This is a genomic window from Streptomyces sp. NPDC051664 (genome assembly GCF_044453545.1).
Lineage (GTDB): Bacteria > Actinomycetota > Actinomycetes > Streptomycetales > Streptomycetaceae > Streptomyces.
Genome location: NZ_JBITCU010000007.1, coordinates 48894 through 73802, shown reverse-complemented (window position 1 = coordinate 73802; position 24909 = coordinate 48894). Strand labels below are relative to the sequence as shown.

21 protein-coding genes and 1 pseudogene are annotated in these 24909 nt (G+C 70.6%); 10 read left to right on the top strand and 12 right to left on the bottom strand.

Annotated elements, in window-relative coordinates; genetic code table 11:
• The first annotated feature begins 12 nt into the window (after positions 1-12).
• Positions 13-1968: an APC family permease gene (locus ACIA8E_RS15605; protein ID WP_399298275.1), complete on the top strand. Its 1956-nt coding sequence runs from the start codon at positions 13-15 to the stop codon at positions 1966-1968.
• 41 nt (positions 1969-2009) lie between these two features.
• On the opposite strand, the gene ACIA8E_RS15600 is transcribed toward ACIA8E_RS15605, so the two are convergent.
• Complete coding sequence (locus ACIA8E_RS15600; RefSeq protein WP_399298273.1) at positions 2010-2399, bottom strand: winged helix-turn-helix transcriptional regulator; 390 nt, start codon at positions 2397-2399, stop codon at positions 2010-2012.
• Between the two features lie 110 nt (positions 2400-2509).
• On the opposite strand from ACIA8E_RS15600, the gene ACIA8E_RS15595 reads away from it, so the two are divergent.
• From ACIA8E_RS15595 to ACIA8E_RS15585, 3 genes are all read left to right on the top strand, one after another.
• On the top strand, positions 2510-3370 hold the full coding sequence (locus tag ACIA8E_RS15595) for an SDR family oxidoreductase (RefSeq protein ID WP_399298271.1): 861 nt from the start codon (positions 2510-2512) through the stop codon (positions 3368-3370).
• Positions 3371-3506: 136 nt separating this feature from the next.
• On the top strand, positions 3507-4508 hold the full coding sequence (gene rarD / locus ACIA8E_RS15590) for an EamA family transporter RarD (RefSeq protein ID WP_399298269.1): 1002 nt from the start codon (positions 3507-3509) through the stop codon (positions 4506-4508).
• Between the two features lie 166 nt (positions 4509-4674).
• On the top strand, positions 4675-6231 hold the full coding sequence (locus ACIA8E_RS15585) for an FAD-dependent monooxygenase (protein WP_399298267.1): 1557 nt from the start codon (positions 4675-4677) through the stop codon (positions 6229-6231).
• A 1-nt stretch (position 6232) separates the two neighbouring features.
• Here the strand turns inward: ACIA8E_RS15585 and ACIA8E_RS15580 are convergent, their stop codons facing one another.
• Positions 6233-6835, bottom strand: coding sequence for a hypothetical protein (locus tag ACIA8E_RS15580; protein ID WP_399298265.1), 603 nt, complete (start codon positions 6833-6835; stop codon positions 6233-6235).
• Entirely contained in the window at positions 6832-7155 is a 324-nt protein-coding gene (locus ACIA8E_RS15575) for a CGNR zinc finger domain-containing protein (RefSeq protein ID WP_399298697.1), read from the bottom strand. The genes ACIA8E_RS15580 and ACIA8E_RS15575 overlap by 4 nt, the downstream gene beginning before the upstream one ends.
• Before the next feature lie 288 nt (positions 7156-7443).
• Between ACIA8E_RS15575 and ACIA8E_RS15570 the strand changes: the two genes are divergently transcribed.
• Positions 7444-8250: an HAD family hydrolase gene (locus ACIA8E_RS15570; protein ID WP_399298263.1), complete on the top strand. Its 807-nt coding sequence runs from the start codon at positions 7444-7446 to the stop codon at positions 8248-8250.
• Positions 8251-8383: 133 nt separating this feature from the next.
• Positions 8384-8935: a flavodoxin family protein gene (locus tag ACIA8E_RS15565; RefSeq protein ID WP_399298261.1), complete on the top strand. Its 552-nt coding sequence runs from the start codon at positions 8384-8386 to the stop codon at positions 8933-8935.
• Positions 8936-8947: 12 nt separating this feature from the next.
• On the opposite strand, the gene ACIA8E_RS15560 is transcribed toward ACIA8E_RS15565, so the two are convergent.
• The 5 genes from ACIA8E_RS15560 to ACIA8E_RS15540 all read right to left on the bottom strand — a co-directional run bounded on the left by ACIA8E_RS15560 (position 8948) and on the right by ACIA8E_RS15540 (position 14225).
• The gene (locus ACIA8E_RS15560; protein ID WP_399298259.1) at positions 8948-9538 is read right to left on the bottom strand and encodes a TetR/AcrR family transcriptional regulator; all 591 of its coding nucleotides are present in this window, start codon (positions 9536-9538) and stop codon (positions 8948-8950) included.
• A 197-nt stretch (positions 9539-9735) separates the two neighbouring features.
• The gene (locus ACIA8E_RS15555) at positions 9736-10623 is read right to left on the bottom strand and encodes an ABC transporter permease (protein ID WP_399298257.1); all 888 of its coding nucleotides are present in this window, start codon (positions 10621-10623) and stop codon (positions 9736-9738) included.
• The gene (locus ACIA8E_RS15550; protein ID WP_399298256.1) at positions 10610-11596 is read right to left on the bottom strand and encodes an ATP-binding cassette domain-containing protein; all 987 of its coding nucleotides are present in this window, start codon (positions 11594-11596) and stop codon (positions 10610-10612) included. The genes ACIA8E_RS15555 and ACIA8E_RS15550 overlap by 14 nt, the downstream gene beginning before the upstream one ends.
• Before the next feature lie 117 nt (positions 11597-11713).
• Positions 11714-12985 carry an outer membrane lipoprotein carrier protein LolA gene (locus tag ACIA8E_RS15545; RefSeq protein WP_399298254.1) on the bottom strand — a complete coding sequence of 424 codons (1272 nt, stop codon included), beginning with the start codon at positions 12983-12985 and terminating at the stop codon, positions 11714-11716.
• 229 nt (positions 12986-13214) lie between these two features.
• A complete protein-coding gene (locus tag ACIA8E_RS15540) occupies positions 13215-14225 on the bottom strand; it encodes a polyprenyl synthetase family protein (protein ID WP_313938674.1) in 1011 nt (336 codons plus the stop codon).
• 442 nt (positions 14226-14667) lie between these two features.
• Here ACIA8E_RS15540 and ACIA8E_RS15535 point away from each other — a divergent pair.
• The 4 genes and pseudogenes from ACIA8E_RS15535 to ACIA8E_RS15520 form a co-directional block, all read left to right on the top strand.
• Positions 14668-15207: pseudogene (locus tag ACIA8E_RS15535) on the top strand (CocE/NonD family hydrolase); the annotation flags it as partial.
• Between the two features lie 119 nt (positions 15208-15326).
• Positions 15327-15464: a hypothetical protein gene (locus ACIA8E_RS15530; protein ID WP_399298252.1), complete on the top strand. Its 138-nt coding sequence runs from the start codon at positions 15327-15329 to the stop codon at positions 15462-15464.
• Positions 15465-15600: 136 nt separating this feature from the next.
• Positions 15601-16830, top strand: a complete 1230-nt coding sequence (fahA, locus tag ACIA8E_RS15525; protein WP_399298250.1) for a fumarylacetoacetase — start codon at positions 15601-15603, stop codon at positions 16828-16830.
• Entirely contained in the window at positions 16827-17513 is a 687-nt protein-coding gene (locus ACIA8E_RS15520) for a GPP34 family phosphoprotein (RefSeq protein WP_399298248.1), read from the top strand. The genes fahA and ACIA8E_RS15520 overlap by 4 nt, the downstream gene beginning before the upstream one ends.
• A gap of 118 nt (positions 17514-17631) precedes the next feature.
• On the opposite strand, the gene recQ is transcribed toward ACIA8E_RS15520, so the two are convergent.
• The 4 genes from recQ to nuoL all read right to left on the bottom strand — a co-directional run bounded on the left by recQ (position 17632) and on the right by nuoL (position 24901).
• Entirely contained in the window at positions 17632-19641 is a 2010-nt protein-coding gene (recQ, locus tag ACIA8E_RS15515; RefSeq protein WP_399298246.1) for a DNA helicase RecQ, read from the bottom strand.
• Between the two features lie 127 nt (positions 19642-19768).
• Positions 19769-21433, bottom strand: a complete 1665-nt coding sequence (nuoN, locus tag ACIA8E_RS15510) for an NADH-quinone oxidoreductase subunit NuoN (protein WP_399298244.1) — start codon at positions 21431-21433, stop codon at positions 19769-19771.
• Entirely contained in the window at positions 21430-23001 is a 1572-nt protein-coding gene (locus tag ACIA8E_RS15505; RefSeq protein WP_399298242.1) for an NADH-quinone oxidoreductase subunit M, read from the bottom strand. The genes nuoN and ACIA8E_RS15505 overlap by 4 nt, the downstream gene beginning before the upstream one ends.
• A 4-nt stretch (positions 23002-23005) precedes the next feature.
• Positions 23006-24901, bottom strand: a complete 1896-nt coding sequence (gene nuoL / locus ACIA8E_RS15500) for an NADH-quinone oxidoreductase subunit L (RefSeq protein WP_399298241.1) — start codon at positions 24899-24901, stop codon at positions 23006-23008.
• Between the last annotated feature and the right edge of the window lie 8 nt (positions 24902-24909).

Sequence of the window (24909 nt, the reverse complement as noted above, 5' to 3'; positions counted from 1 at the left end):
TCTCATGTGCCCATGGCCCTGGACCGTCCTGCGTACCGCATCAAACGACATCTGCTCGGCAAGCCCCTCACCACCGAGCGCATCAGCGACGAGAAACTGAGCAACCGGACGGCGCTCGGGGTACTTGCCTCCGACTGCATCAGTTCGTCCGCGTACGGCTCCGAGGAGATGCTGCGGGTCCTCGTGCCCGTCGTCGGCGCGGCGGCCTTCACCCTGCTCATGCCGGTGACCGGCGCGATCCTGCTCGTCCTGCTGCTCCTGACGCTCTGTTACAGCGATGTCGTCATGATCTACACCCGGGCGGGCGGTTCGTACGTCGTCGCCCGGGAGAACTTCGGGCCGAACATCGCGCAGATCGCCTCCGTGGCGCTGCTTGTCGACTACATCGTGACCGTCGCCGTCCAGGTGTCGGCCGGTACCAACGCCCTCATCTCGCTGGCCCATCTGATCGGGGGCGGCTGGACCGGCCTGGACCATCTGCAGCTGCCGGTCTCCGTAGCGGTGATCGTGCTGCTCGCGTACGGGAATCTGCGTGGTATCCGCGAGGCGGGCCGGACCTTCGCGCTGCCCGCCTATATCTTCATGGCCGCGGTCGGTCTGGTGCTGGTCGTCGCCGGCGCGCGCGGGCTGACGGGCGGGCTGCCGCACGCCGATCTGCACGCGCCGGGGGTGGTGCAGCTGGGCACGCCTGGCAACGGCTGGCTCTACGGCGCCTCGCTCTTCATCGTGCTGCGGTCCTTCGCCAACGGCGGCTCGTCGCTCACCGGACTCGAAGCGATCTCCAACGGCATCTCCGCGTTCCGCGAGCCGCAGGGCCGCAACGCCCGCCGCACGCTCATCACCATGAGCTGTGTGCTCGGCGTCCTCGTCCTCGGCGTCTCCACCCTGGCTCACTTCACGCACGCCGTCCCGTACACCGACGGCACGCCGACCGTCATCGCGCAGGAGGCCCATCTCGCCTTCGGCAACGGGCCGTTGGGGATGGTCGGGCTGATCTTCGTACAGCTGGCGACCGCGCTGGTCCTCTATACGGGCGCCAACACGCCGTTCACCGGCTTCCCGTTCCTCGCCAGCTTTGTGGCCGCGGACCGGTTCCTGCCGCGGGTGCTGACCCGGCGCGGGCACCGGCTGGCGTTCTCCAACGGGATCATCGCGCTGACCGTGGTCTCGCTGGCGCTGCTGCTGGCCACCGGCGCCAGCGTGGACAGGCTGGTGGCGCTGTACGCGATCGGTGTGTTCACCGCGTTCACCATGGCCGGGTCCGGCCTCACCGCGTACCACCTGCGCCGCCGCGAGCCGTACCGCCGGGTGAAGATCGTGGTCAACGGGCTGGCCGCGGTCATCTCTGCCGCCGTGGTGCTGATCTTCGCGGTCACCAAATTCACCGAGGGCGCCTGGCTGGTCGTGGTGGTCTTCCCGCTCGGCGTCTGGGCGCTGATGCGGATCAACCGCGAGTACCGGCGTGAGGCCGCCGCGCTGCAGAGCATCCAGGCACCGGGCGCCGACCGGCCGCGGGTCCGGCGCCATCTGGTCTTCGTACTCGTCGACACGCTCGATCTGGCGACGCTGAAGGCGCTGCGGTACGCCCACGAGCTGCGTCCGGACGAGATCCGGGCGGTGCACTTCTCGATCGACGAGACGCACGGCAGGCGGCTGGCCGCCCGGTGGGAGGCGACGGGCGCGACGTCCGTGTCGCTGGAGCTGGTGGCATGCCCGGACCGGCGGCTGCGTCATGCGATGAAGGAGCTCGCGACCCGGACCACGGCGGACGGGGAGACCTCGCTGACGGTGCTCGTGCCGCGGCGGCTGTATTCCAACGCGCTCGGGAAGATCCTGCACCGGGGCACCGGCGAGGCGATGGCCATCGCGCTGGGGCAGTTGCCGCACGTGGCGGTGACGATCCTGCCGTTCGACGTCTCGCGCGCGCTGCGGGCGCTGGCGGAGGGGCGGGCCCCTCAACCCGACTGAGCGCCGCCTGCCCACCTGCAACCGACTGCCGCCTGGCCGCCTCAGCCCGGCCGGTCCTGCGTCGCCTTCCGCGCGTCGTACGTCTCGCGGGCCGCGTGTACGGCGTCGAGGCGCCGCTCGGTCCAGCGCGCAAGCCCCCACACCTGCTCGGCGGCCTCCTTGCCCAGCTCGGTGAGCGTGTAGTCCACCCGTGGCGGGATCACCGGCTTGGCGTCCCGGTGCACAAATCCGTCGCGCTCCAGTGTCTGGAGGGTCTGGGCCAGCATCTTCTCGCTGACGCCGCCGACCTCGCGGCGCAGTTCGCTGAACCGGTACGAGCGCTCCAGCAGGGCGGCGAGGACGAGGACGCCCCAGCGGCTGGTGACGTGTTCGAGCACCAGCCGGGAGGGGCACATCTGCCGGTTCACATCCGGCACCTTGCTCACGCTCATACCAGTACCTTACTTCAGAGTGGGTACTTTCCCTTGGTTAGTGCTGCTCCTAGGGTGAGTGACAGAGAACCCGAACGAGGACCAGAGCAACCAAAGAGGAGAAACCCCCCATGAGCATCGTCGTCACCGGAGCCACCGGAGAGCTCGGCCGTCTCGTCGTCGACGAGCTGCTGGCCACCGTGCCCGCGAGCGAGATCGCCGCTGTCGTCCGCAACAAGGAGAAGGCCGCCGGCCCGGCCGCCCGCGGCGTCGAGCTGCGGATCGCCGACTACGACCGGCCCGAGACCCTCACCGGCACCTTCAAGGCCGGGGACCGGGTTCTGCTCATCTCCGGGAACGAGGTCGGCAAGCGCGTGCCGCAGCACACCGCGGTCATCGACGCGGCCAGGGCGGCGGGCGTCGCGCAGCTCGCGTACACCGGCGTGCTGGGCGGCCCCGACGCCGACTTCCAGCTGGCCGCCGAACACAAGATCACCGAGCAGCTGATCCTCGACTCGGGCCTGCCCCACACCTTCCTGCGAAACGGCTGGTACACCGAGAACTACACGGCGAACCTCGCCCCGGTCCTGGCACACGGCGCCGTCGTCTCCAACGCGGGCGAGGGCCGGGTCGCCTCCGCCACGCGTGCCGACTACGCAGCCGCGGCAGCCGCCGTACTGACCGGCGAGGGCCACCTCGGCAAGGCCTACGAGCTGAGCGGCGATGCGGCCTGGTCGTTCGCCGAGTACGCGGCCGAGGTGTCGAAGGCCACCGGCAAGGAGATCGCCTACACCGCAGTCCCCGCCGCCGTGCACCAGGAGATCCTGGTCGGCGCCGGCCTGCCCGAGGGGTTCGCGGCGATCCTGGTCGACGTCGACGAGGCGATCGCGCGCGGGCTGCTCGCCGGGACGAACGGTGACCTGGCCCGCCTGATCGGCCGCCCGACGACGCCGCTCGCCGAGACGGTGGCCGCCGCGGTCGCCGCCGCATAGGGCGCTTCCTCGACCGGGCCGGCCCGGCGTCATGACCGTATCGCAATACGGGTATGACACCGGGCCCTCGTGGCGTTACCGTCGTGCAGTTGACGGTGCAGCCGAATGGCTGACGCGGAGGATGCCGGGAGGGCCCGTGGCGGGGACAAATGAACAGCGGGCGGGCTTGCTGTCCGGCTTCGGCGCGTACGGCCTGTGGGGACTCGTCCCGCTCTTCTGGCCGCTGCTGAAGCCGTCCGGGGCCATCGAGATCCTCGCCCACCGCATGGTCTGGTCGCTCGCCGTCGTCGGCCTCGCGCTGCTCGCGCTGCGCCGCTGGGCATGGATCGGCGAGCTGGTACGGCAGCCGAAGAAGCTGGGACTGATCGCGGTCGCCGCGGCCGTCATCACCGTCAACTGGGGCCTGTACATCTGGTCCGTGAACAACGGCCATGTCGTCGAGGCGTCACTCGGCTACTTCATCAACCCGCTGGTCACCATCGCCATGGGCGTCCTGCTCCTCGGCGAACGGCTGCGCCCGGTGCAGTGGGTGGCGGTCGGCACCGGCGTCGCGGCGGTGCTCGTGCTGGCGATCGGATACGGGGGTCCGCCGTGGATCTCGTTGACGCTGGCGTTCTCCTTCGCGACGTACGGCCTGGTGAAGAAGAAGGTCAACATGGGCGGCCTGGAGTCGCTCAGCGCAGAGACCGCGGTGCTGTTCGTGCCCGCGCTCGGGTATCTGCTGTGGCTCGGGGCGCAGGGCGACGCGACGTTCGTGTCCGCGGGTGCGGGCCATGCGGCGCTGCTCGCCGCGACGGGTGTCGTGACGGCCGCACCGCTGGTCCTGTTCGGGGCCGCAGCGATCCGCGTACCGCTCTCGACGCTGGGCCTCCTGCAGTATCTGGCGCCGGTCTTCCAGTTCGGCCTCGGCATCCTGTACTTCCATGAGGCGATGCCGCCGGAGCGTTGGGCCGGGTTCGCGCTGGTGTGGCTGGCGCTCACACTGCTGACGTGGGACGCGTTCCGGACGGCGCGGCGGACGAGGGCGCAGGCGGCGCAGCTTGCCGCGTCGGCGCAGACGCAGCCGTCGTCGCAGCGTCTTCCGCATCAGCTTCCGGCCGACGGGAGCTCTTCCCCGTACGCAGCCCGAGGGCAGTGACCGGCGCGCCCGGCGTCGCCATCTCCATCGGTGGGCCGGATCGCGGTGGCACGCGCCGCCTGCGACGCCCGGGCGACCACGGTCGACAGTCAAATGTTACCCGGTTGCTTTTTTAACTTCGTTGCGTTTTCCTGGATGCCCACGGAACCGCAATCGAGGAGTACCCATGACCGCATCCCCGCCCGCGGCCGCCGTCCTGATCGTGGGGGCCGGACCGACGGGACTCACCCTCGCCTGCGACCTCGCCCGCCGCTCGGTCCCCGTACGGATCATCGACAAGTCCCCCGAGTTCCCGCGCAGCTCGCGGGCCAAGGGGCCCAACCCCCGCTCCCTGGAGGTCCTGGCGGATCTCGGCGTCGTCGAGGAGATCCTGGCAGCCGGCTCGGCGCCACTGCCCATGCGCAAGTACCGCAACGGGGTGCCGATCACCGACACCGACCCGTACGCGGAATCGCGCCCGACGCCGGACACCCCGTACGACCGGGGGTGGCTCATCTCCCAGTGGAAGCTGGAGGAGATCCTGCGGTCCCGCCTCGCGGAGTACGGCGTGCAGGTGGAACTGTCGGCCGAGGTAACAGGGTTGAAGGAGGGACCGGACTCGGTGACCGCGTCGCTCGCCGACGGCAGGGACATCGAGGCGCGTTACGTGGTGGGCTGCGACGGCGGCCACAGCGCGGTACGGAAGATCCTCGGCATCCCGTTCGAAGGGCAGACGAACGAGGGGCAGATGATGGTCTGCGGCGACGTCGAGGCGGACGGCCTCGACCGCGGCTACTGGCACCAGTGGTTCGACGAGGACGGCGCCGTGATGCTGTGCCCGATCCCGGGTACGCGGTCGGGCTGGTGGTTCCAGGCGGGACCCGAGACCGACGCCTCGGGAGCACCCGTCCTCCCGTCGCTGGAGAGCTTCCGCCGGCTCTTCGCCCGGCACACCGGACTGCCGGCCACCCACCTGTCGAACGCCACCCTGCTGTCCACGTACCGGGTCAATGTCCGAATGGTCGACCGCTACCGGGTGGGCCGCGCGTTCCTGGCCGGCGACGCCGCGCACGTGCACTCGGTGGCGGGCGGTCTGGGCATGAACACCGGGATCCAGGACGCGTTCAACCTGGGCTGGAAGCTTGCGCTGGTCGTCGGCGGCCAGGCAGGACCGGCTCTGCTCGACACCTACGAGGAGGAGCGGCTGCCGGTCGCCTCCTGGACGCTGGACATCACCTCCGAGCGGTTGCGGGCGACACTCGAAGCGATCGAGGAGCCGGGCGGCGGGCTGGATGCGGCGGCCAGCCCGGAGACCACCGGCCTGAGCCGCGGCTACCGCTGGAGCTCCCTCTCCCGCGACGGCACGGGCGGGAATTCCAACGGTCCGCTGCGGGCGGGCGACCGCGCCCCTGACGCCCCCTGCCGCAAGACCGCGACCGGCGCACCGATCCGCCTGTTCGACGCATTCGCCGGACCGCACTTCACCCTGCTGGGCTTCGGCGCGGGCACGGCCGAGGCACTACGGGAGGCGGCCGCCAAGTACGGCGACGCGTTGCGGGCTTACGCGCTGGACCCGGCGAACACGGACGGCCTGGCCGACGACGAGGGCCATGCCCACTCGGCGTACGGGATCGTGCCGGGTGAGGACACCCTCGTCCTGGTCCGGCCCGACAACCACGTGGGTCTGATCGCTCCGGCCACGGACGGCCGGGCCGTGGTGGACTACCTCGACCGGCCGGCGTGAGTCAACAGCCCCTGCGCAGCGGAGTGAAGGACAGCTTGGCGCCCTCCTTCAGCTGGATGGCCTTGTGGTAGACGTCCGACTCGACCTCGTACCAGACGTCGTCCACGGTGGACTTGCCACCGACATTGTCGAGTTCGACGCACCAGCGCGCCCGGCGCACGACACGGGTGTAGCTCGTGGTGCCCTGCTGGACCTTCTTGCAGTCCTTGTAGGAGTCGTCGGTGTACCAGGATCGGGTCCTCTTCCTGCGGCCCGTGCCGCTGGTGGAGGTGTGTTTGACCTTCCTGACTCGGGTCGTGCAGCGCTTGACCATCCGCGGCCGGGTGCCCGTGGTGGTCTTCCGCGTGACGTGGCGGGTGTCGTCGCGCAGTCCCGAGACGGTGCGGTCGGGCGGGCTCGGCACGGTGCCGTCGACCACCCCTGAGCCGACGGGACCGGTGGGCACAGCGTGGCCGCCGCGGCTACTGGGCTCGTCGGAGCTGCTGCCGCAGGCGGTGAGCAGGGCTGCCAGGAGGACGGCGGCGAGGACCGGGCGAATACGGATCCGAGCCGTCGAGGTCCTGACGGACCGTATGGACTGGCTGCTGTCGGGCGGGTTGGTCACGGGGCGCCTGTTCTGGACGGCGGGGCAGTGGAGGCTGTTGTCGCCACTGGCTGACCTGCGCGAAGGTACCTCACAGCCGACGGCGTGGGGCGTCGCGGGCAACGGTCCGGACCGTCGGCCGGGGGCGCAGGCGTCCCGGGTGAGCCCCGTCGGCTCACCCGTCCCCTTCGTGATGACGGGCGCGGTGCGCCCTTTCCGCACCGCGCCATCGCGCACCAGCGCCGCCCGCCGGCCCGCGAGGTGTCGATGAACAGCAACTGGCAGTCGTGAGCGTCGCATTCACGGATGCGGCGCGCGAACGGCCCGGCAAAGAGCTCCACCGCGTCGCGGGTGACGGTGGACAGCAGTGCGCCGCCCGTGGCCCCGGAGACCCACCCCTTGCGACACGACTGCACAAGGTGGAGGAGCCGGGTGGGCACCTGGTGGGTGGTGGCCGATCCGGAGGGCAACGAGTTCTGCGTGCAGTGATGCCGGGGCGGGTCCGGGCCTCCCGCTCTGGGCTGTTCCTCCGGCTATGCCCCTGCCGGGTCGCCGCCGTGTCCCGAACCCGGACCGTCCGCGCAGGTCAGGGCCGTACGACAGGAAGCGGATCTCCCTAGGCTTGGCCCATGCCCATCCCACCCGCATATGCCCTTGTCGCGACGGACCTGGACGGCACTCTGCTGCGCCACGACGACACCGTCAGCCCCCGCTCCCGCGCCGCGCTCGCCCTGGCCGCCGCGGCGGGGGCACTCCATCTCGTGGTCACCGGGCGGCCGGTGCCGGGAATACGGAATCTGCTCGCGGAGCTGGACTACCGGGGTCTCGCGGTCTGCGGCCAGGGCACGCAGCTGTACGACGCCGGGACCGGGCGCATGGTGCACGCGGCCACTCTGGACCGGGACCTGGCCGACACCGCGCTCGGCAAGATCGAGGCCCAGGTGGGTCCGGTCTTCGCGGCCGTGGACCAGGACGGGCCCGAGGGCCGGACGCTGATCGAGCCGGGCTACCTGATGCCGCACCCGGCCCTGCCCGCCCAGCGGACAGACCACCGGGACGAGTTGTGGGCCACCCCGATCGTCAAGGTCCTCGTCCGCCACCCCGAACTCACCGACGACGCACTGGCTGCCGCGGCCCGCGCGGTCGTCGGCGATCTGGCCACCGTCACACTGTCCGGCCCCGGCACGGTCGAACTCCAGCCGTACGGCGTCGACAAGGGCACCGGGCTCGCGCTGGCCGCCGAAGCCCTGGGCGTGGATCCGGCTGCCACGATCGCGTTCGGGGACATGCCCAACGACCTGCCGATGTTCCGCCGGTCCGGGTACGGGGTCGCGATGGCCGACGCCCATCCGGACCTGCGTGCGGCAGCGGACGAGGTGACGCTGTCGAACGGGGACGACGGGGTCGCGGTGGTGCTGGAGCGCGTGTTCGGCTGAGCCGCCCCCGGAGCGGCATCCGTGCGGCGCCGGCCGGCGGAAGCGGCGCGCACCCGTTCCCAAAACTATATGCACGCGCATATGGTGCAGGCGCACACAGTCGCAGCACGCAACCGTTCACGGGGGACCAGCCATGACCACTCGTACGTTTCTGTTCCTGCTCGGCAGCAGCCGTACTGACGGCAACACCGAGGAACTCGCGCGGCTCGCCGCCGAACAGCTGCCGCCCGAGACCGAGCAGCGCTGGCTGAACCTGAACGAACTGACACTCCCCGACTTCGAGGACCTGCGGCACGACGGCGAGGGCCGCTACCCCGCCCCCACCGGCAACGCCGCCACCCTGCTGGACGCGACGCTCGGCGCGACCGATCTGGTGCTCGCGTCACCGCTGTACTGGTACGCCATGTCCACCTCCACCAAGCGGTATCTGGACCACTGGTCGGGGTGGATGCGGGTGCCCGGCCTCGACTTCAAGCAGCGGATGGGCGGGCGGACCTTGTGGGGCGTCACGGCGCTGGCGACGTCCGATCGCAGCGTCGCCGAACCGGCGACGGGGACGCTGCGGACCATCGCCTCGTACATGCGGATGGAGTGGGGCGGGATGCTGCTGGGAGTCGGCACCCGGCCCGGTGACGTACTGGGCGACACGGCCGCCCTCACCCGCGCCAAGACCTTCTTCGGCTGACGGCGCCTCATCTCACGCGCTTGGTGCGCCCAGCGCCCGGAGCACATGCGTGACCAGTGCGGCGACCGTCGCCTCGTCCTGGCCCGGTTTGCGCAGCACATGGCGGTAGTAGACCGGTCCGTAGAGCATCTCCACGGCCAGCGGCAGATCCGCGCCCGGCGGGATCTGACCCTGCTCCTGGGCTCGGCCCAGCCGGGCCACCGCCTCGGCGAAGCGGGGTTCGATCAGCTGGGTCCGGACCGTTTCGGCGAGTTCGTCGTCGTGGTGGAGTTCGGAGAGGATCCCGGCGTAAGCCGGGCCGAACGGCGGCGTGGAGAGCAGTCTCACCGCGCCCGTCACATGGGTACGGATGTCGGCGGCGATGTCGCCGGTGTCGACGAACGGCGTGGCGTCGACCAGCGCCTCCGTGAACGCCTCCAGCAGCACCGCGCTCTTCGACGGCCACCAGCGGTAGATCGTCTTCTTGCTGACGCCCGCCCGGGCCGCGATCGCCTCGATGGTGACGCGGCCGTACCCCTTCTCCGTGCACAGTGCGAGGGCGGCGTCCAGGGTCGCCCGTCGTGATCGCTCGCTACGGCGCAGTGAACTCGGCGATGTGATCATTCGGTGAGCATAGGGGTGTTCAGTCCAATCCTTGTTGACAGGGCGTCGCCAGAAGTCGAACAATGCAGAGGCAGAAACGGAACGTACCGTGTCGTTCCTGATGTTCGCACCGTTCGTGCCGTTCGTGCCGCGACGAGCCGATCGGGGGACGGCTCGCCCGGCCGACGGCACGGGCGGAACCGCGAACACCCCGCCGCTCAGGCCGTGATGTCCTTCGCTGTGAAGCGTGCCCAGGCGGCCGAGCCGAACACCGCCGCGTACAGCCCCTGCAGCCCCAGGTTCTTGACCACGTCGTCCCAGTAGACGGGGTCGCGCAGCAGGTCCGCGAAGGACAGCCAGTAGTGCGGGAACAGATACGGGTGCATACCGCTCAGCTGCGGGATCGAGTCCAGGATCTGCACCGTGATCAGTACCCCGACCGTCGTGGCCATCGCCGCGATCCCGCTGCCGGTGAGCGTCGAGATGAACAGCCCGAGCGCCGCGAACCCGATGAGCGACGCCGCCACCGCCACCGCGATCAGCCCGGCCCGCAGCAGCCCTTCGCCGAAGCCGATCTGCGTCCCGGAGATCGTCGTGACTTCGCCGACCGGGAACAGCAACGCCCCGACGGCCAGTGCCGACGCCGCCACGACCACCGTCGCGACCAGGCAGAACACCAGCGTGGAGGCGTACTTGGCGAGCAACAGCCGGGTCCGGCCCGCGGGCGCGACCAGCAGATAACGCAGGGTGCCCGCACCGGCCTCGCCCGCGATCGAATCCCCCGCGACGACGCCGACGGCCATCGGGAGGAAGACCGGCAGGGTCACGGAGAGGGCGGCGAAGACCAGGAACAGGCCGTTGTTGGTCACCTGGGACAGAAACGCCGGGCCGCCGCCCCCGCCCGGGCCGGCCGACGAGCCGTCGCTCGTCTCGATCCGCACCGCGATCCCGATCAGTACGGGGACGGCGGCCAGCACCCCGAGGAGCGCGAGCGTGCGCCAGCGGCGCAGCGTCGTGGTCAGTTCGGAGCGGAGGATCCCGAAGGTCCACAGCGGGTTGCGGGACCGGCCCGCTCCCGCCGGTCCGACTGCTTCAGCCTGCGACATCGAAACCCTCTCCGGTGAGTGCGACAAAGGCGTCCTCCAGCGAGGCCCGCTCGACGCCGAACGACCGTACGCGCACCTCGCCGCGGACCAGCGCCCCGTTCAGGTCCGCGAGTTCGACGTCGGCCGGCGGGGCCTCGGCGCTCACCCGGTCACCGTCGGCGGTGATGCCGGTGACGCCGAACTCCTTGAGGATGCGGGCGGCGTCGCCCGGGTCGGGGGTGGTGACGGTGAGCCGGCCGCGGGTGCCGGCCGCGAGGCCGGCGACCGGGCCCTGGGTGATCAGCCGGCCCCGGGCCATCACGGCGGCATGCGTACAGACCTGCTCGATCTCGTCGAGGAGGTGGGAGGAGAGGAAGACGGTGGTGCCGTCCGCCGCCAGTTCCCGGACCAGGGCGCGGATCTCGCGCATCCCCTGCGGGTCCAGTCCGTTGGTCGGCTCGTCCAGTACGAGGAGGCGGCGCGGCTGGAGCAGGGCGGCGGCCAGGCCGAGGCGCTGTTTCATGCCCAGCGAGTACGCCTTCGCCTTCTTGCCTGCCGCCGCGCCGAGCCCGACCCGGTCCAGCGCGGTCGCGACCCGGACCCGGCGGGTGCGCGGATCGGCGGTCGGGTCGGCGGAGTCGTACCGTACAAGATTGTCCCGGCCGGTCAGGAACCCGTACAGCGCGGGCCCTTCGATCAGTGCTCCGACCTGCGGGAGTACGGTGCGGGCGGCGCGCGGCATGGGATGGCCGAGGACCCGGGCGGTGCCGGACGTCGGGTCGATGAGACCCATCAGCATCCGGATCGTGGTGGTCTTCCCGCAGCCGTTGGGCCCGAGGAAGCCGAAGACGCTGCCGCCCGGGACGCTGAGGTCGAGGCCGTCGACGGCGAGCTGGCCGCCGCGGTACCGCTTGGTGAGACCGCGGGTCTCGATCACGGCCGTTCCGGTCCGGGGCACCGCCTCGGACTCGGTCACGGCGCCGGTCTCTGTCATGCGTGACTCCCCAATGGGTCGGATGACCGACCGCCCCGCCGTACGGAGCGTACGGCGGGGCGGTCGCGCGGTGCGGGATGTGCGGGTCGTCCGGGCAGTACGGGTGATGCCGGGGCGTCAGTTGGCGCTGTTGGCCGCCCTGACGAGCGCATCCTTGGTGACCAGCCCGACGTAGACCTTGCCGTCGTCCGTCATCAGTGCGTTGACCAGACGGGTCTTGAAGACCGTGCCCGAGCCGAACTTTCCGGTGACCTTGTCGCCGAACGAGTCCAGGAACTGCTGTGCCGCAGGCGGCACATCGCCGGACTTCGGCGACGTCGGGACCGCCCGGCCGCCCGGCGCCTCGATCTCCGCGACCGCGCTCCAGCCCTCGCCGATCACCTTCACCCCCTTGCCGCCGGCCAGACCGTCCAGCCCGGCCGGTCCACCCGGCACCTTGAACTCCTGTGCCTGCTTCTCGGCTTGCTGCTGCGCCTTCGCGTCGTCGGCCTCGGTCACCTTGGCGCCCTTCGGCGGGGTGAACGTGAACGAGGAGCCGGCGGGCTTCGCGAAGTCGACGCCGGTGAACCCGGCGTCGATCACGGCCTTGCCGCCGCTGCTCGGGGAGAGCGTGAACTTCAGCGGTACGCCGTTCTTCGCGTCGACCGCGATCGTGATCGCACCGATCGTCGAGCCGCCCTGTTTGGGCTTGACGACCAGCTTGTACGCGTCACGTCCAGCGACCTGCGCCGTGCCGTCGACCGTCACCGACGTGGTGGGGCCGGCCATCTTCAGCGCCTCTTCGGCGAACGCCTTCGGCGTGGTCGGCACGCCGTCCGGGACCGTGGTCTCGCCACGCTTCTCCGCGTGGCCCGAAGCCTTGTCGCCGGTCGCGTGGTACGCCTCGTTGGACTTGCTGTCGTACGCCCAGACCTGGTCCCCGTTGCGGATCACGCTGTACTCGGCGGCGCTGTCCAGTATGGAGACGCGCTGCTTGTCGGGGCCGTCGGCGGCCACCCGCAGCGTGTGCGTGCCGGCGGCGAGCTCTGTCAGCTTCTCCTGCGGGTCGGCGCTCGAACCGCCGTGCGCTCCGTCGCCGCCGCCCTGCGCCAGCGAGCCGGCGAGCCCGCCCAGCGACGGGATGCCGAGGTCCGTGCTGATCTTCACCGTGCCGGAGAGCTGCTCGGTGTCCGATGCGGCGATCTTCTCGATGAGCTGCTGTGCGGTGATCTTCGGCAGATCGGGGTCACCGGAGTCCGCGAGCGCCGGGACCAGCCCGATCGTCGCGGCCGCCACCCCCGCCACCGCGACCGGGACCACGTAACGCGCCGCCCTGCGGCGGCCGACCATGGTGCCGGTGGCCTCGTCCGCGGCGTTGCCGGTGGTCTCTGCGCTGTCGTTCGGTGCCATGTGTGCCCTACCTCCGTGGTCGGCGGCTTCCGTCCGGATGCACTCGTCCACTCCGTGCCGCCATTCTCACCCGTTTTGGTCAGGAGTGGTTGTTCTCCATCTGACCAAATTCGAGGTGGCGATGCGTCAGCCCGCGGGAGCAACTCCGCATACCTCTGCGGTATGACACCACCCGGCCCGGCCTCCCCCGACCCGTAGGGGTCGGGGTGCACAGCACGCCTGGCGGGGCTCAGCCCGCGCGGTGCACCACGGCGTCGCACAGCTCTTCCAGCGCGGCCTTCGCGTAGCACTCGGGCAGCGGCGCCAGCGTCGCCCGCGCCTCCTCGGTCCACCGGATGGTGTCCCGCCGGGCCTGCTCCAGCGCCGGGTGCGCGCGCAGCCGGCAGAGCGCCTCGGCGAGCCGGGCGTCGTCGCTGAGGTCCCCGTCCAGCAGCTCCAGCAGCTCCAGGTCCTCCGGCTTGCCGTCGGCCGCCGCCTGCGCCCGCAGGTGCAGCACGGGGAGCGTCGGGATGCCTTCGCGCAGGTCCGTGCCGGGGGTCTTGCCGGACTCGTGGGAGTCGGAGGCGATGTCGAGTACGTCGTCGGCGAGCTGGAAGGCGACGCCGAGCCGCTCCCCGTACTGGGTCAGGATGTCGACGGCCGACTCGTCGGCGCCGGCCATCATCGCGCCGAACCGGCAGGCCACGGCGATCAGCGAGCCGGTCTTGCCGCGCATCACGTCGAGGTAGTGCTCGACCGGGTCGCGGCCGTCGCGCGGCCCCGCGGTCTCCAGGATCTGGCCGGTGACCAGGCGCTCGAACGCCTCCGCCTGGATGCGCACGGCCTCCGGACCGAGGTCGGCCAGTATGTGCGAGGCGCGGGCGAAGAGGAAATCGCCGGTCAGCACGGCCACCGAGTTGCCCCAGCGGGTGTTGGCGCTGTCGACTCCGCGGCGTACGTCCGCCTCGTCCATGACGTCGTCGTGGTAGAGCGTGGCGAGGTGCGTCAGCTCGACGACCACGGCGGACGGCACGACACCCGGCGCGTCCGCGTCACCGAACTGGGCGGACAGCATCGCCAGCAGCGGCCTGAAACGCTTGCCCCCGGCCCGTACGAGATGCTGCGCAGCCTCTGTGATGAACGGGACGTCGCTCTTGGTGGCATCGAGCAGCCCCGCCTCGACAGCTGCCAAACCGGTCTGGACATCGGCCTCAAGAGCCTGGTCCCGCACGCTCAGTCCGAACGGCCCGACGACGGTCACGAGGGGATCTCCTGTCTGCTGACGATCACACGGAATGTCGATGTGTCGCTGTCATCACTCAAGTCAGCGTATCCGGTCCGCTTTGGATCACCGTGGGCGCCTTCCCGCCACCGCCGGTATGTTCGGGTTGTCCAGGAGCAGCGCCGCAGCCGGACGGACCCAGCCGCCTCCCGGCGACGCCAGGGCCCTTTCCGGCCGGCCGGGGGCTCACGCCCGTGTCCGGCCCCGGGCTCCGGGTGGCCGCCGCCGTCGGGATGACGCCCGGCCCGATGCAGTACGTGCCGTCCGGCGTCACCTGGCCGGGCGCAGCCACTTCGCCGGGTTCCCCGTCGTCCCGGAGCCGCGCCGTACGGCCGGTCGTCGGCGGTGCGGTCCAGGCCACCGTCGGCGCCGCGGCACCTCCGATCGAGCGCCCCATGCCCCCCGTCCACCGAGGTACGCCATGCACATCCGCACCCGGTTCCCTTACGACACGGCCCACGAGGATGTCCGGATCCCGCTGCCGGACGGCACACGGCTGTACGCCCGGATCTGGCGGCCGATCACCGACGAACCCGTACCGGCGCTCCTGGAGTACCTGCCGTACCGGCTGAGCGACTGGACGGCGCCGCGCGACCGGCAGCGCCACTCCTGGTACGCGGGCCACGGCTACGCCTCCGTACGTGTCGATGCCCGTGGGCACGGCAACAGTGAGGGGCTGCCGGGCGACGCGTACGACGCGACCGGGCCGGCCGACGGGGTCGCCGTCGTCCACTGGCTGGCCGGGCAGGAGTGGTGCTCCGGCCGGGTCGGCATGTTCGGCATCTCCTGGGGCGTCTCCGTCTCGCTCCGGATCGCCGCGCTCGCCCCCGAGCCGCTGAAGGCGATCGTCACGGTCTGCTCGACCGACGACCGCTACGACAACGACGCGCACTACACGCCAAGGGCGAATGGCGGCTGGAGGTCGACCCGCGCTACGGCGGCACACGCGTTCACCCGGACGGCCTCGAATTCACCGAGGACGGGGTGGATGCGTACACGATCCAGGAGAACGACCCGCTGTCGGCACGCACCCGCTCCGACTGGACCATCAGGCTCCACCGGCCGGAGACGGCCTGGGACGTGAAGATCGAGACGCGGTCCGAGATCAGTGGGGACGAGCACGACTTCCTCACCTCCGACGAGATGGTGTGCAAGGACGGCGACGAGATCGTCTTCCACCGCACCTGGGTCAAGCGGATCCCCCGCACGGCGGGCTGAACCACCGCCGCACCCCGTCCGACGTGGGGGTACGGCGGAACTTTCCGGGAATGCGGCGAAGTTGAGGCACTGCCGCGCGGAGGCCACACCGACGTAACGTGTCCCCCAAGCGACCTGGAAAGCGAGGCAGCACCACATGCCCGAGCAGAGCAGCCCGCTCGATCTGGCCGAGGGCGATCCCTTCGGTCCGCACAACCTTCCGTACGGCGTGTTCTCCACGACCGGCCACCCCGCCGAACGCCGTGTCGGTGTCCGCATCGGCAACCATGTGCTGGACGCCGGAGCCGCGGCACATGCGCTCGGCTCGCCCTACGCGCAGCTCCTCGCCCAGCCGGACCTGACCGCGCTGCTGTCGGCCGGCCGCACCGCCTGGCGGGACGTCCGGCGGGCGCTGACCGCATGGGTGACGGTCCCGGCACACCGTGCGGACATCGAGCCCCTGCTGCACCCCGTCGAGTCGGTGACGCTCCATCTGCCGTACCAGGTCGCGGACTACGTCGACTTCTACGCGAGCGAGAACCACGCCACCAACGTCGGAAGGATCTTCCGCCCGGACGGCGACCCGCTCACCCCCAACTGGAAGCACCTCCCGATCGGCTACCACGGCCGGTCCGGCACCGTCGTCGTCTCCGGTACGGATGTGGTGCGCCCCGCCGGCCAGCGCAAGGCGCCCTCCGACGCCGCCCCGGTCTTCGGCCCCTCGGTCAAGCTGGACATCGAGGCCGAGGTCGGCTTCCTCGTCGGCGTGGGGTCCGAGCAGGGCCGGCCGGTCGCGCTCGGCGACTTCCGCGACCATGTGTTCGGGCTCTCGCTGCTCAACGACTGGTCGGCGCGGGACATCCAGGCGTGGGAGTACGTCCCGCTGGGCCCGTTCCTCGGCAAGTCCTTCGCCACGTCCGTATCGGCGTGGGTGACCCCGCTCGAAGCCCTGGAATCGGCCCGGATCGCACCGCCCGCCCGGGACTTCCCGCTCCTCCCCTATCTGGAGGACGGGAGCGAGGAGGAGCCCGGCGGCCTCGACCTGCGGATCGCCGTCACGATCAACGGACAGCTGGTCGCCGAGCCGCCGTTCGCCACCATGTACTGGACGGCGGCCCAGATGCTGGCGCAGATGACGGTGAACGGCGCGTCGCTGCGCACCGGCGACCTGTACGGCTCCGGCACGGTCAGCGGCCCCGAGGCGGGCCAGCGCGGCTCACTGCTCGAACTCACCTGGAACGGACGCGACCCGCTGGACCTCCCGGACGGAAAGCGGACGTTCCTCGAGGACGGCGACACGGTGACGCTGACGGCCTGGGCGCCGGGCCCGCACGGCACGCGGGTGGGTCTCGGCGAAGTGACGGGCCGAATCGTGCCGACGCCATGACTCCGGCTCACCCGGGGCTCACGCTCCCCGAGGAACTGCTGCTGCTCGCACTGGACCCGCAGCGGGGCAAGCCGTACTGCCGCAACCGCTTCCTGGAGTACGGGATGGCGGGCGCGGTCCTCGCGGAGCTGGAGTTCCAGGGCCGGATCACCGAGCAGCTCGGCCGGATACGGGTGATCAACCCGCTGACTCCCCAGGACCCGCTTCTCGCACAGGTCCTGGGGAGTCTGCCGGCCCCGGACAACGGCGGGTTCGCGGGCGGCGTCAGCGCGAAGCGATGGATCCGGCGGACCGGTCGGCACATCGAGGAGCTGTGCCTGGACCACCTGGTCGACCGCGCGGTCCTGCGCAGGGAGACCCACCGCTTCCTCGGACTGCTGCCGTACCACCGCCACCCGGCGGCGGCCCCGGACCTGCCGGCCACGGTCCGGGAGCGCTTCACGGCCGCCCGGACGGCCGGCTTCCCGGACCGGCGCAGCCGCACCCTGGCCGCGCTGGTCTCGGCGATCGGTCTGTCGAGCGCAGTGGCGCAGGGCGGCTGGAGGGCCCGTTCGGCGATGCGCGACCTCGTAAGCCAGGAGTGGACCGCGCACGCGGTGCACCGGAACGTCCGTCAGGACAAGGCGAACCGGAGCGGCGGGAGCGCAGGCGGCAGCGGAGGAAGCAGCGACGACGGCGACTGACCAGGGGCGGGGGCTGACCGCGGTGTGAGGCGGTCAGCCCCAGGCGGGGCCCGATCCGGTTTCCGGCGTGCAAGCCCTGGACAGCCGCGAGGCTGTCCGCCACCGCCCGGCCCCGGGCTCACTCGTACTCGGGCGGCTCCTCGTCCCAGCCGAACTCCGGGTCCGCATCCGGGACCGCGGGTGCGACCGGGCGCGGGGCCGCCGGCTGACGGGTGGCCTCCACCGGAGCCGCGTCCGGCTCCCCGTCGCCCGGCTCGGGCGCCGCGGCCTCCCCGAGCGACGCGAGCACCTCCAACACCCCCTCGCCGTACGTCGCCAGCTTCTTCTCGCCGAGGCCGCTGATCGTGCCCAGTTCGGTCAGGGAGCCGGGGCGCACGGACGCGATCTCCCGCAGCGTCGCGTCGTGGAAGATGACGTACGCCGGGACGCCCTGCTCCTTCGCCTGGGCGCCGCGCCAGGCGCGCAGCGCCTCGAAGACCGGTACGGCCTCCGGGGCCAGCTCGGCGACGGCCGCCGCCTTCGGGCTCCGTTCGCCCTTCGAGGAGCGCGACGCGGGCTTCGGCGCCTCCTTGCGCAGCCGTACCTCCCGCTCCCGGCCGAGCACCGCAGCGCTCTGCTCGGTGAGCACCAGCGTGCCGTACTCGCCCTCGACCTCCAGCAGGCCCTGGGCCAGCAACTGCCGCACCACGCCCCGCCATTCCGCCTCGGACAGCTCCTCGCCGATCCCGAACACCGACAGCTGGTCGTGATCGAACTGGATGACCTTCGCGGTCTTGCGGCCCAGCACGATGTCGATGATCTGGCCGGCGCCGAACTTCTGGCCGCGCTCCCGCTTCAGCCGGACCACGGTGGACAGCAGCTTCTGCGCGGCCACCGTGCCGTCCCAGGTCTCGGGCGGGGTGAGGCACGTGTCGCAGTTGCCGCAGGCCGCCTTCTGCGGCTCCTGGCCGAAGTAGGTCAGCAGCCGGGTGCGGCGGCAGTCGGCGGTCTCGCACAGGGCGAGCATCGCGTCGAGGTGGGCGCCCGCGCGGCGGCGGAACGCCTCGTCGCCCTCGCCGCCCTGGATCAGCTTGCGCTGCTGCACGACGTCCTGGAGGCCGTAGGCCATCCAGGCCGTGGACGGCAGCCCGTCGCGGCCCGCGCGGCCGGTCTCCTGGTAGTAGCCCTCGACGGACTTCGGCAGGTCGAGGTGGGCGACGAACCGCACGTCCGGCTTGTCGATGCCCATGCCGAACGCGATCGTCGCCACGACGACCAGGCCGTCCTCGCGCAGGAACCGCGCCTGGTGGTGCGCCCGCGTCCCGGCGTCCAGACCCGCGTGGTACGGGACGGCCTCGATACCGTTGCGGCAGAGGAACTCGGCTGTCTTCTCCGTCGAGTTGCGCGACAGGCAGTAGACGATGCCGACGTCCCCGGCGTGCTCCTCCTTGAGGAAGGACAGCAGCTGCTTCTTCGGGTCGGCCTTCGACACGATCCGGTACTGGATGTTGGGCCGGTCGAAGCTGGCGACGAAGTGCTTCGCGTCGGGCATGCCGAGGCGCTGGGTGATCTCCTGGTGCGTGGCGTTCGTCGCCGTCGCCGTCAGGGCGATCCGCGGTACGTCGGGCCAGCGCTCGCCGAGCACGGACAGGGCCAGATAGTCCGGCCGGAAGTCGTGACCCCACTGGGCGACGCAGTGCGCCTCGTCGATGGCGAAGACGGAGATCTTGCCCCGCGCCAGCAGATTGAGGGTGGAGTCCAGGCGCAGCCGCTCCGGTGCCAGATAGAGCACGTCGAGCTCACCGGCGAGAAATGCGGCCTCCATCACACGGCGCTCGTCGAAGTCCTGCGTCGAGTTGATGAACCCGGCGCGCACACCGAGCGCCCGCAGAGCGTCCACCTGGTCCTGCATGAGGGCGATCAGCGGCGAGACCACAATGCCCGTACCGGGTCTCACCAGGGCCGGGATCTGGTAGCAGAGGGACTTTCCGCCACCGGTCGGCATCAGGACGACGGCGTCACCGCCCGCCACCACATGGTCGACGACCGCTTCCTGCTCACCGCGGAACGCCTCGTAGCCGAACACCCGATGCAGCGTCCGCAAGGCGTCGCTCTCGGTCACATCCATGGTCACGCCCGTCCCGCTCATCGCTCTGTCCCCCGGGGTCTGCCCTGTTCTGTCCGGCACCGTCCCTGCCACGATAAGCGCCGCCTACGACAACGCCGGACGGGCTTGACTTCTGGGGCCCGTCCGGCGTTGTCGTGGTCTCTGCGCGTTACCGCACGAACACTCCCGCCTGGCTCGCCAGGTCCAGGAAGTACTGCGGGGCCAGGCCCAGCACCAGCGTGACCGCGACACCGACCGCGATCGTCGTCATCGTCAGCGGCGACGGGACGGCGACCGTCGGGCCGTCCGCCTTCGGCTCGCTGAAGAACATCAGCACGATGACCCGGATGTAGAAGAACGCGGCGATCGCGGACGAGATCACACCGACCACGACCAGACCGCCGGCCCCGCCCTCCGCCGCCGCCTTGAAGACCGCGAACTTTCCGGCGAAGCCCGAGGTCAGCGGGATACCGGCGAAGGCCAGCAGGTACACCGCGAAGACCGCGGCGACCAACGGCGAGCGCCGGCCGAGGCCGGCCCACTTCGACAGGTGCGTCGCCTCGCCGCCCGCGTCGCGCACCAGGGTGACGACGGCGAACGCGCCGACCGTCACGAAGGAATACGCGCCCAGGTAGAAGAGCACCGAGGAGATGCCGCTGGGGGTCGTCGCGATGACACCGGCGAGGATGAAGCCGGCGTGCGCGATGGACGAGTAGGCCAGCAGCCGCTTGATGTCGGTCTGGGTGATGGCGACGATCGCGCCGCCCAGCATCGTGACGATCGCGACGGCCCACATGACCGGCCGCCAGTCCCAGCTGAGGCCGGGCAGCACCACGTACAGCAGGCGCAGCAGCGCACCGAACGCGGCGACCTTCGTGGCCGCGGCCATGAAGCCGGTGACCGGGGTCGGGGCGCCCTGGTAGACGTCCGGGGTCCACATGTGGAACGGGACGGCACCGACCTTGAAGAGCAGCCCGGTCAGGATCATCGCGCCGCCGATCAGCAGCAGCGCGTCGTTGCCCATGGTGTCGGCGAGCGCCGGGTCGATCTGGGTGACGGAGCCGTCGACCACATCGGCGATGGCCGCGTACGAGACGGAGCCCGCGTACCCGTACAGCAGGGCGATCCCGAAGAGCAGGAACGCCGACGAGAAGGCACCGAGCAGGAAGTACTTCACCGCGGCCTCCTGCGACATCAGCCGCTTGCGGCGGGCGACGGCGCACAGGAGGTAGAGCGGGAGGGAGAAGACCTCCAGGGCCACGAAGAGCGTCAGCAGGTCGTTGGCCGCCGGGAAGACCAGCATGCCTGCCACCGAGAAGAGGAGCAGCGGGAAGACCTCGGTGGTGGTGAAGCCCGCCTTGACCGCGGCCTGCTCGCTGTCGCTGCCGGGGACGGACGCGGCCTGCGCGGCGAACGAGTCGACGTGCTTGCCGTGCGCCACGGGGTCGAGCCGGCGCTCGGCGAACGTGAAGACGGCGACCAGCGACGTCAGCAGGATGGTGCCCTGCAGGAACAGGGCGGGTCCGTCGACGGCGATGGCACCCATCGCCGCGATGTGTGCCTTCGTCGTGCCGTATCCCCCCGCTGCGAGGCCGACGACCGCGGCGAATGCGGCGGCGAGGGCGACGGCAGTCAGGAAGACCTGCGTGTAGTAGCGGGCCCGGCGCGGCACGAAGGCCTCGACGAGTACGCCGACGACGGCGGCACCGATCACGATGAGGACCGGGGTCAGCTGGGCGTACTCGATGACCGGTGCGTTGAACTTCTCTTTCGGGGCGGCCGATGTCACCCCGCCCGCCATTGTCCACAGGCTGTGGACAGCTGTTGCGCTCACTTGGCGGCCTCCACCTCAGGCTGGGGGTCCTTCTTCTGGACGTCCGACATGGTGTGCTGCACCGCGGGGTCGACGATCTCCGTCAGCGGCTTCGGATAGACACCCAGGAAGATCAGCAGCGCGATCAGCGGGAGGACCACCACCAGCTCCCGGGCCTTGAGGTCGGCCATGCCCTGGACCCCGGCCTTCACCGGGCCCGTCATCGTCCGCTGGTAGAGGACGAGGACGTAGAGCGCGGCGAGCACGATGCCGGTGGTGGCGACGATGCCGGCCGCCGGGTAGGCGCTGAACGTGCCGACCAGGACCAGGAATTCACTGACGAACGGCGAGAGTCCGGGCAGCGACAGGGTGGCGAGCCCGCCGATCAGGAAGGTGCCGGCCAGGACCGGCGCCACCTTCTGTACTCCGCCGTAGTCGGCGATGAGCCGCGAACCGCGCCGGGTGATCAGGAAGCCGGCCACCAGCATCAGCGCGGCCGTCGAGATGCCGTGGTTGACCATGTAGAGCGTGGCGCCCGACTGTCCCTGGCTGGTCATCGCGAAGATGCCCAGGATGATGAAGCCGAAGTGCGAGATCGATGCGTAGGCGATCAGCCGCTTGATGTCGCGCTGGCCGACGGCGAGCAGCGCCCCGTACACGATGCTGATCAGCGCCAGGACCAGGATCACCGGTGTCGCCCACTTGCTGGCCTCCGGGAAGAGCTGGAGGCAGAAGCGGAGCATCGCGAACGTGCCGACCTTGTCGACGACCGCGGTGATCAGGACGGCGACCGGGGAGGTCGCCTCCCCCATGGCGTTGGGCAGCCAGGTGTGCAGCGGCCAGAGCGGGGCCTTCACCGCGAAGGCGAAGAAGAACCCGAGGAACAGCCAGCGTTCGGTGCTGGTCGCCATGGAGAGCGAGCCGTTGGCCCTGGCCTCGGCGATCTCGGAGAGCGAGAAGGTGCCCGCGACGACGTACAGGCCGATGACGGCGGCCAGCATGATGAGCCCGCCGACCAGGTTGTAGAGGAGGAACTTCACGGCTGCGTAGGAGCGTTGCGCCGCGGCGTTCTCGTCGCTGCCGGCGTGGGCCCGGTCCCCGAAGCCGCCGATGAGGAAGTACATCGGGATGAGCATGGCTTCGAAGAGGATGTAGAAGAGGAAGACGTCGGTGGCCTCGAAGGAGAGGATCACCATCGCTTCGACCATCAGGATCAGGGCGAAGAAGCCCTGGGTGGGGCGCCAGCGCGAGGACTTCGTCTCCAGGGGGTCGGCGTCGTGCCAGCCGGCCAGGATGACGAACGGGATCAGCAGGGCGGTGAGCGCCATGAGCGCCACCCCGATGCCGTCCACCCCGAGTTCGTACCGGACGCCGAAGTCCTTGATCCAGGCGTGTGATTCGGTGAGCTGATAGCGGGCGCCGCCGGGCTCGAAGCGGGCGAGCGCGACGCCCGCCAGCACGAGCGTGGCCAGCGAGAAGAGCAGCGCCAGCCATTTGGCGGCGGTGCGCCGGGCGGCCGGGACGGCTGCGGTGGCGATCGCGCCGATCGCCGGGAGCGCCGCCGTCGCCGTCAGGAGGGGAAAGGACATGTGATCAGACCGCCCTCATCAGCAGGGTCGCGGCGATGACGATCGCCGTACCGCCGAACATCGAGACCGCGTAGGAGCGGGCATAGCCGTTCTGCAGCTTGCGCAGCCGGCCGGAGAGCCCGCCCATCGACGCGGCCGTGCCGTTGACGACGCCGTCGACCAGGGTGTGGTCGACGTACACCAGGGAGCGGGTGAGGTGCTCACCGCCGCGGACCAGGACCACGTGGTTGAAGTCGTCCTGCAGGAGGTCGCGGCGGGCGGCCCGGGTGAGCAGCGAGCCGCGCGGGGCGACGACCGGTACCGGCCGGCGCCCGTACATCGCCCAGGCGATGGCCACGCCGATGACGAGCACCACCATGGTGGCGGCGGTGACGGTCGCGGCACCGACCGGCGAATCTCCGTGGTTGTGTCCGGTGACCGGCTCCAGCCAATTCAGGAAGCGGTCGCCGATGGAGAAGAAGCCTCCGGCGAAGACCGAACCGAACGCCAGGACGATCATGGGGATCGTCATCGACTTCGGGGACTCGTGCGGATGCGGCTCATGGCCTTCCGCGTCGGGCTGCCACCGCTTCTCGCCGAAGAACGTCAGCAGCATCACGCGCGTCATGTAGAACGCGGTGATCGCGGCGCCCAGCAACGCGACACCGCCGAGGATCCAGCCCTCGGTGCCGCCCTTGGCGAACGCCGCCTCGATGATCTTGTCCTTGGAGAAGAAGCCGGACAGGCCGGGGAAGCCGATGATCGCCAGATAGCCGAGGCCGAAGGTGATGAAGGTGACCGGCATGTAGGTGCGCAGGCCGCCGAACTTCCGCATGTCGACCTCGTCGTTCATGCCGTGCATGACCGAGCCGGCGCCGAGGAAGAGCCCGGCCTTGAAGAAGCCGTGCGTCACCAAATGCATGATCGCGAAGACGTAGCCGATCGGGCCGAGCCCGGCGGCCAGGATCATGTAGCCGATCTGCGACATCGTCGACCCGGCGAGGGCCTTCTTGATGTCGTCCTTCGCGCAACCGACGATCGCACCGAAGAGCAGCGTGACCGCACCGACGACCACGACGACCAGCTGTGCGTCCGGCGCGGCATTGAAGATCGCGCCGGAGCGGACGATCAGGTAGACGCCCGCGGTCACCATGGTGGCGGCGTGGATGAGGGCGGAGACCGGGGTCGGGCCCTCCATCGCGTCACCGAGCCAGGACTGCAGCGGCACCTGGGCCGACTTGCCGCAGGCGGCGAGCAGCAGCATCAGGCCGATCGCCGTCAGCTTTCCCTCGCTCGTCCCCCCGGTCGATGCCAGGACGGGTCCGAAGGCGAACGTGCCGAACGTGGTGAACATCAGCATGATCGCGATCGACAGGCCCATGTCGCCGACCCGGTTGACCAGGAACGCCTTCTTGGCGGCGGTGGCCGCACTGGGCTTGTGCTGCCAGAAGCCGATCAGCAGGTACGACGCCAGACCGACGCCCTCCCACCCGACGTACAGCAACAGGTAGTTGTCGGCGAGGACCAGCAGGAGCATCGCCGCGAGGAACAGGTTCAGATAGCCGAAGAACCGGCGCCGGCGCTCGTCGTGCTCCATGTAGCCGATCGAGTAGATGTGGATCAGGGTGCCCACACCGGTGATCAGCAGTACGAACGTCATCGACAACTGGTCGAGCTGGAAGGCCACATCGGCCTGGAAGCCCTCGACCGGGATCCAGCTGAACAGGTACTGATGCAGCGCCCGGTGCTCGGCGCCCTTCCCCAGCATGTCGACGAAGAGCACCGCACCGATGACGAATGAAACTGCGGCGAGGAGCGTGCCGATCCAGTGTCCGAAGCGGTCCAGCCGACGGCCTCCGCAGAGCAGGACGGCCGCTCCGAGCAGGGGCGCCGCGACAAGCAGCGCAATGAGGTTGTCCACGATTCAGC

Bases quoted from the DNA above. Each gene is read 5' to 3' on its own strand.
- ACIA8E_RS15605 (WP_399298275.1), top strand. From the start codon at position 13: ATGGCCCTGGACCGTCCTGCGTACCGCATCAAACGACATCTGCTCGGC.
- ACIA8E_RS15600 (WP_399298273.1), bottom strand. From the start codon at position 2,399: ATGAGCGTGAGCAAGGTGCCGGATGTGAACCGGCAGATGTGCCCCTCC.
- ACIA8E_RS15595 (WP_399298271.1), top strand. From the start codon at position 2,510: ATGAGCATCGTCGTCACCGGAGCCACCGGAGAGCTCGGCCGTCTCGTC.
- ACIA8E_RS15585 (WP_399298267.1), top strand. From the start codon at position 4,675: ATGACCGCATCCCCGCCCGCGGCCGCCGTCCTGATCGTGGGGGCCGGA.
- ACIA8E_RS15570 (WP_399298263.1), top strand. From the start codon at position 7,444: ATGCCCATCCCACCCGCATATGCCCTTGTCGCGACGGACCTGGACGGC.
- ACIA8E_RS15565 (WP_399298261.1), top strand. From the start codon at position 8,384: ATGACCACTCGTACGTTTCTGTTCCTGCTCGGCAGCAGCCGTACTGAC.
- ACIA8E_RS15560 (WP_399298259.1), bottom strand. From the start codon at position 9,538: ATGATCACATCGCCGAGTTCACTGCGCCGTAGCGAGCGATCACGACGG.
- ACIA8E_RS15555 (WP_399298257.1), bottom strand. From the start codon at position 10,623: ATGTCGCAGGCTGAAGCAGTCGGACCGGCGGGAGCGGGCCGGTCCCGC.
- ACIA8E_RS15550 (WP_399298256.1), bottom strand. From the start codon at position 11,596: ATGACAGAGACCGGCGCCGTGACCGAGTCCGAGGCGGTGCCCCGGACC.
- ACIA8E_RS15545 (WP_399298254.1), bottom strand. From the start codon at position 12,985: ATGGCACCGAACGACAGCGCAGAGACCACCGGCAACGCCGCGGACGAG.
- fahA (WP_399298250.1), top strand. From the start codon at position 15,601: ATGCCCGAGCAGAGCAGCCCGCTCGATCTGGCCGAGGGCGATCCCTTC.
- ACIA8E_RS15520 (WP_399298248.1), top strand. From the start codon at position 16,827: ATGACTCCGGCTCACCCGGGGCTCACGCTCCCCGAGGAACTGCTGCTG.
- recQ (WP_399298246.1), bottom strand. From the start codon at position 19,641: ATGAGCGGGACGGGCGTGACCATGGATGTGACCGAGAGCGACGCCTTG.
- ACIA8E_RS15505 (WP_399298242.1), bottom strand. From the start codon at position 23,001: ATGTCCTTTCCCCTCCTGACGGCGACGGCGGCGCTCCCGGCGATCGGC.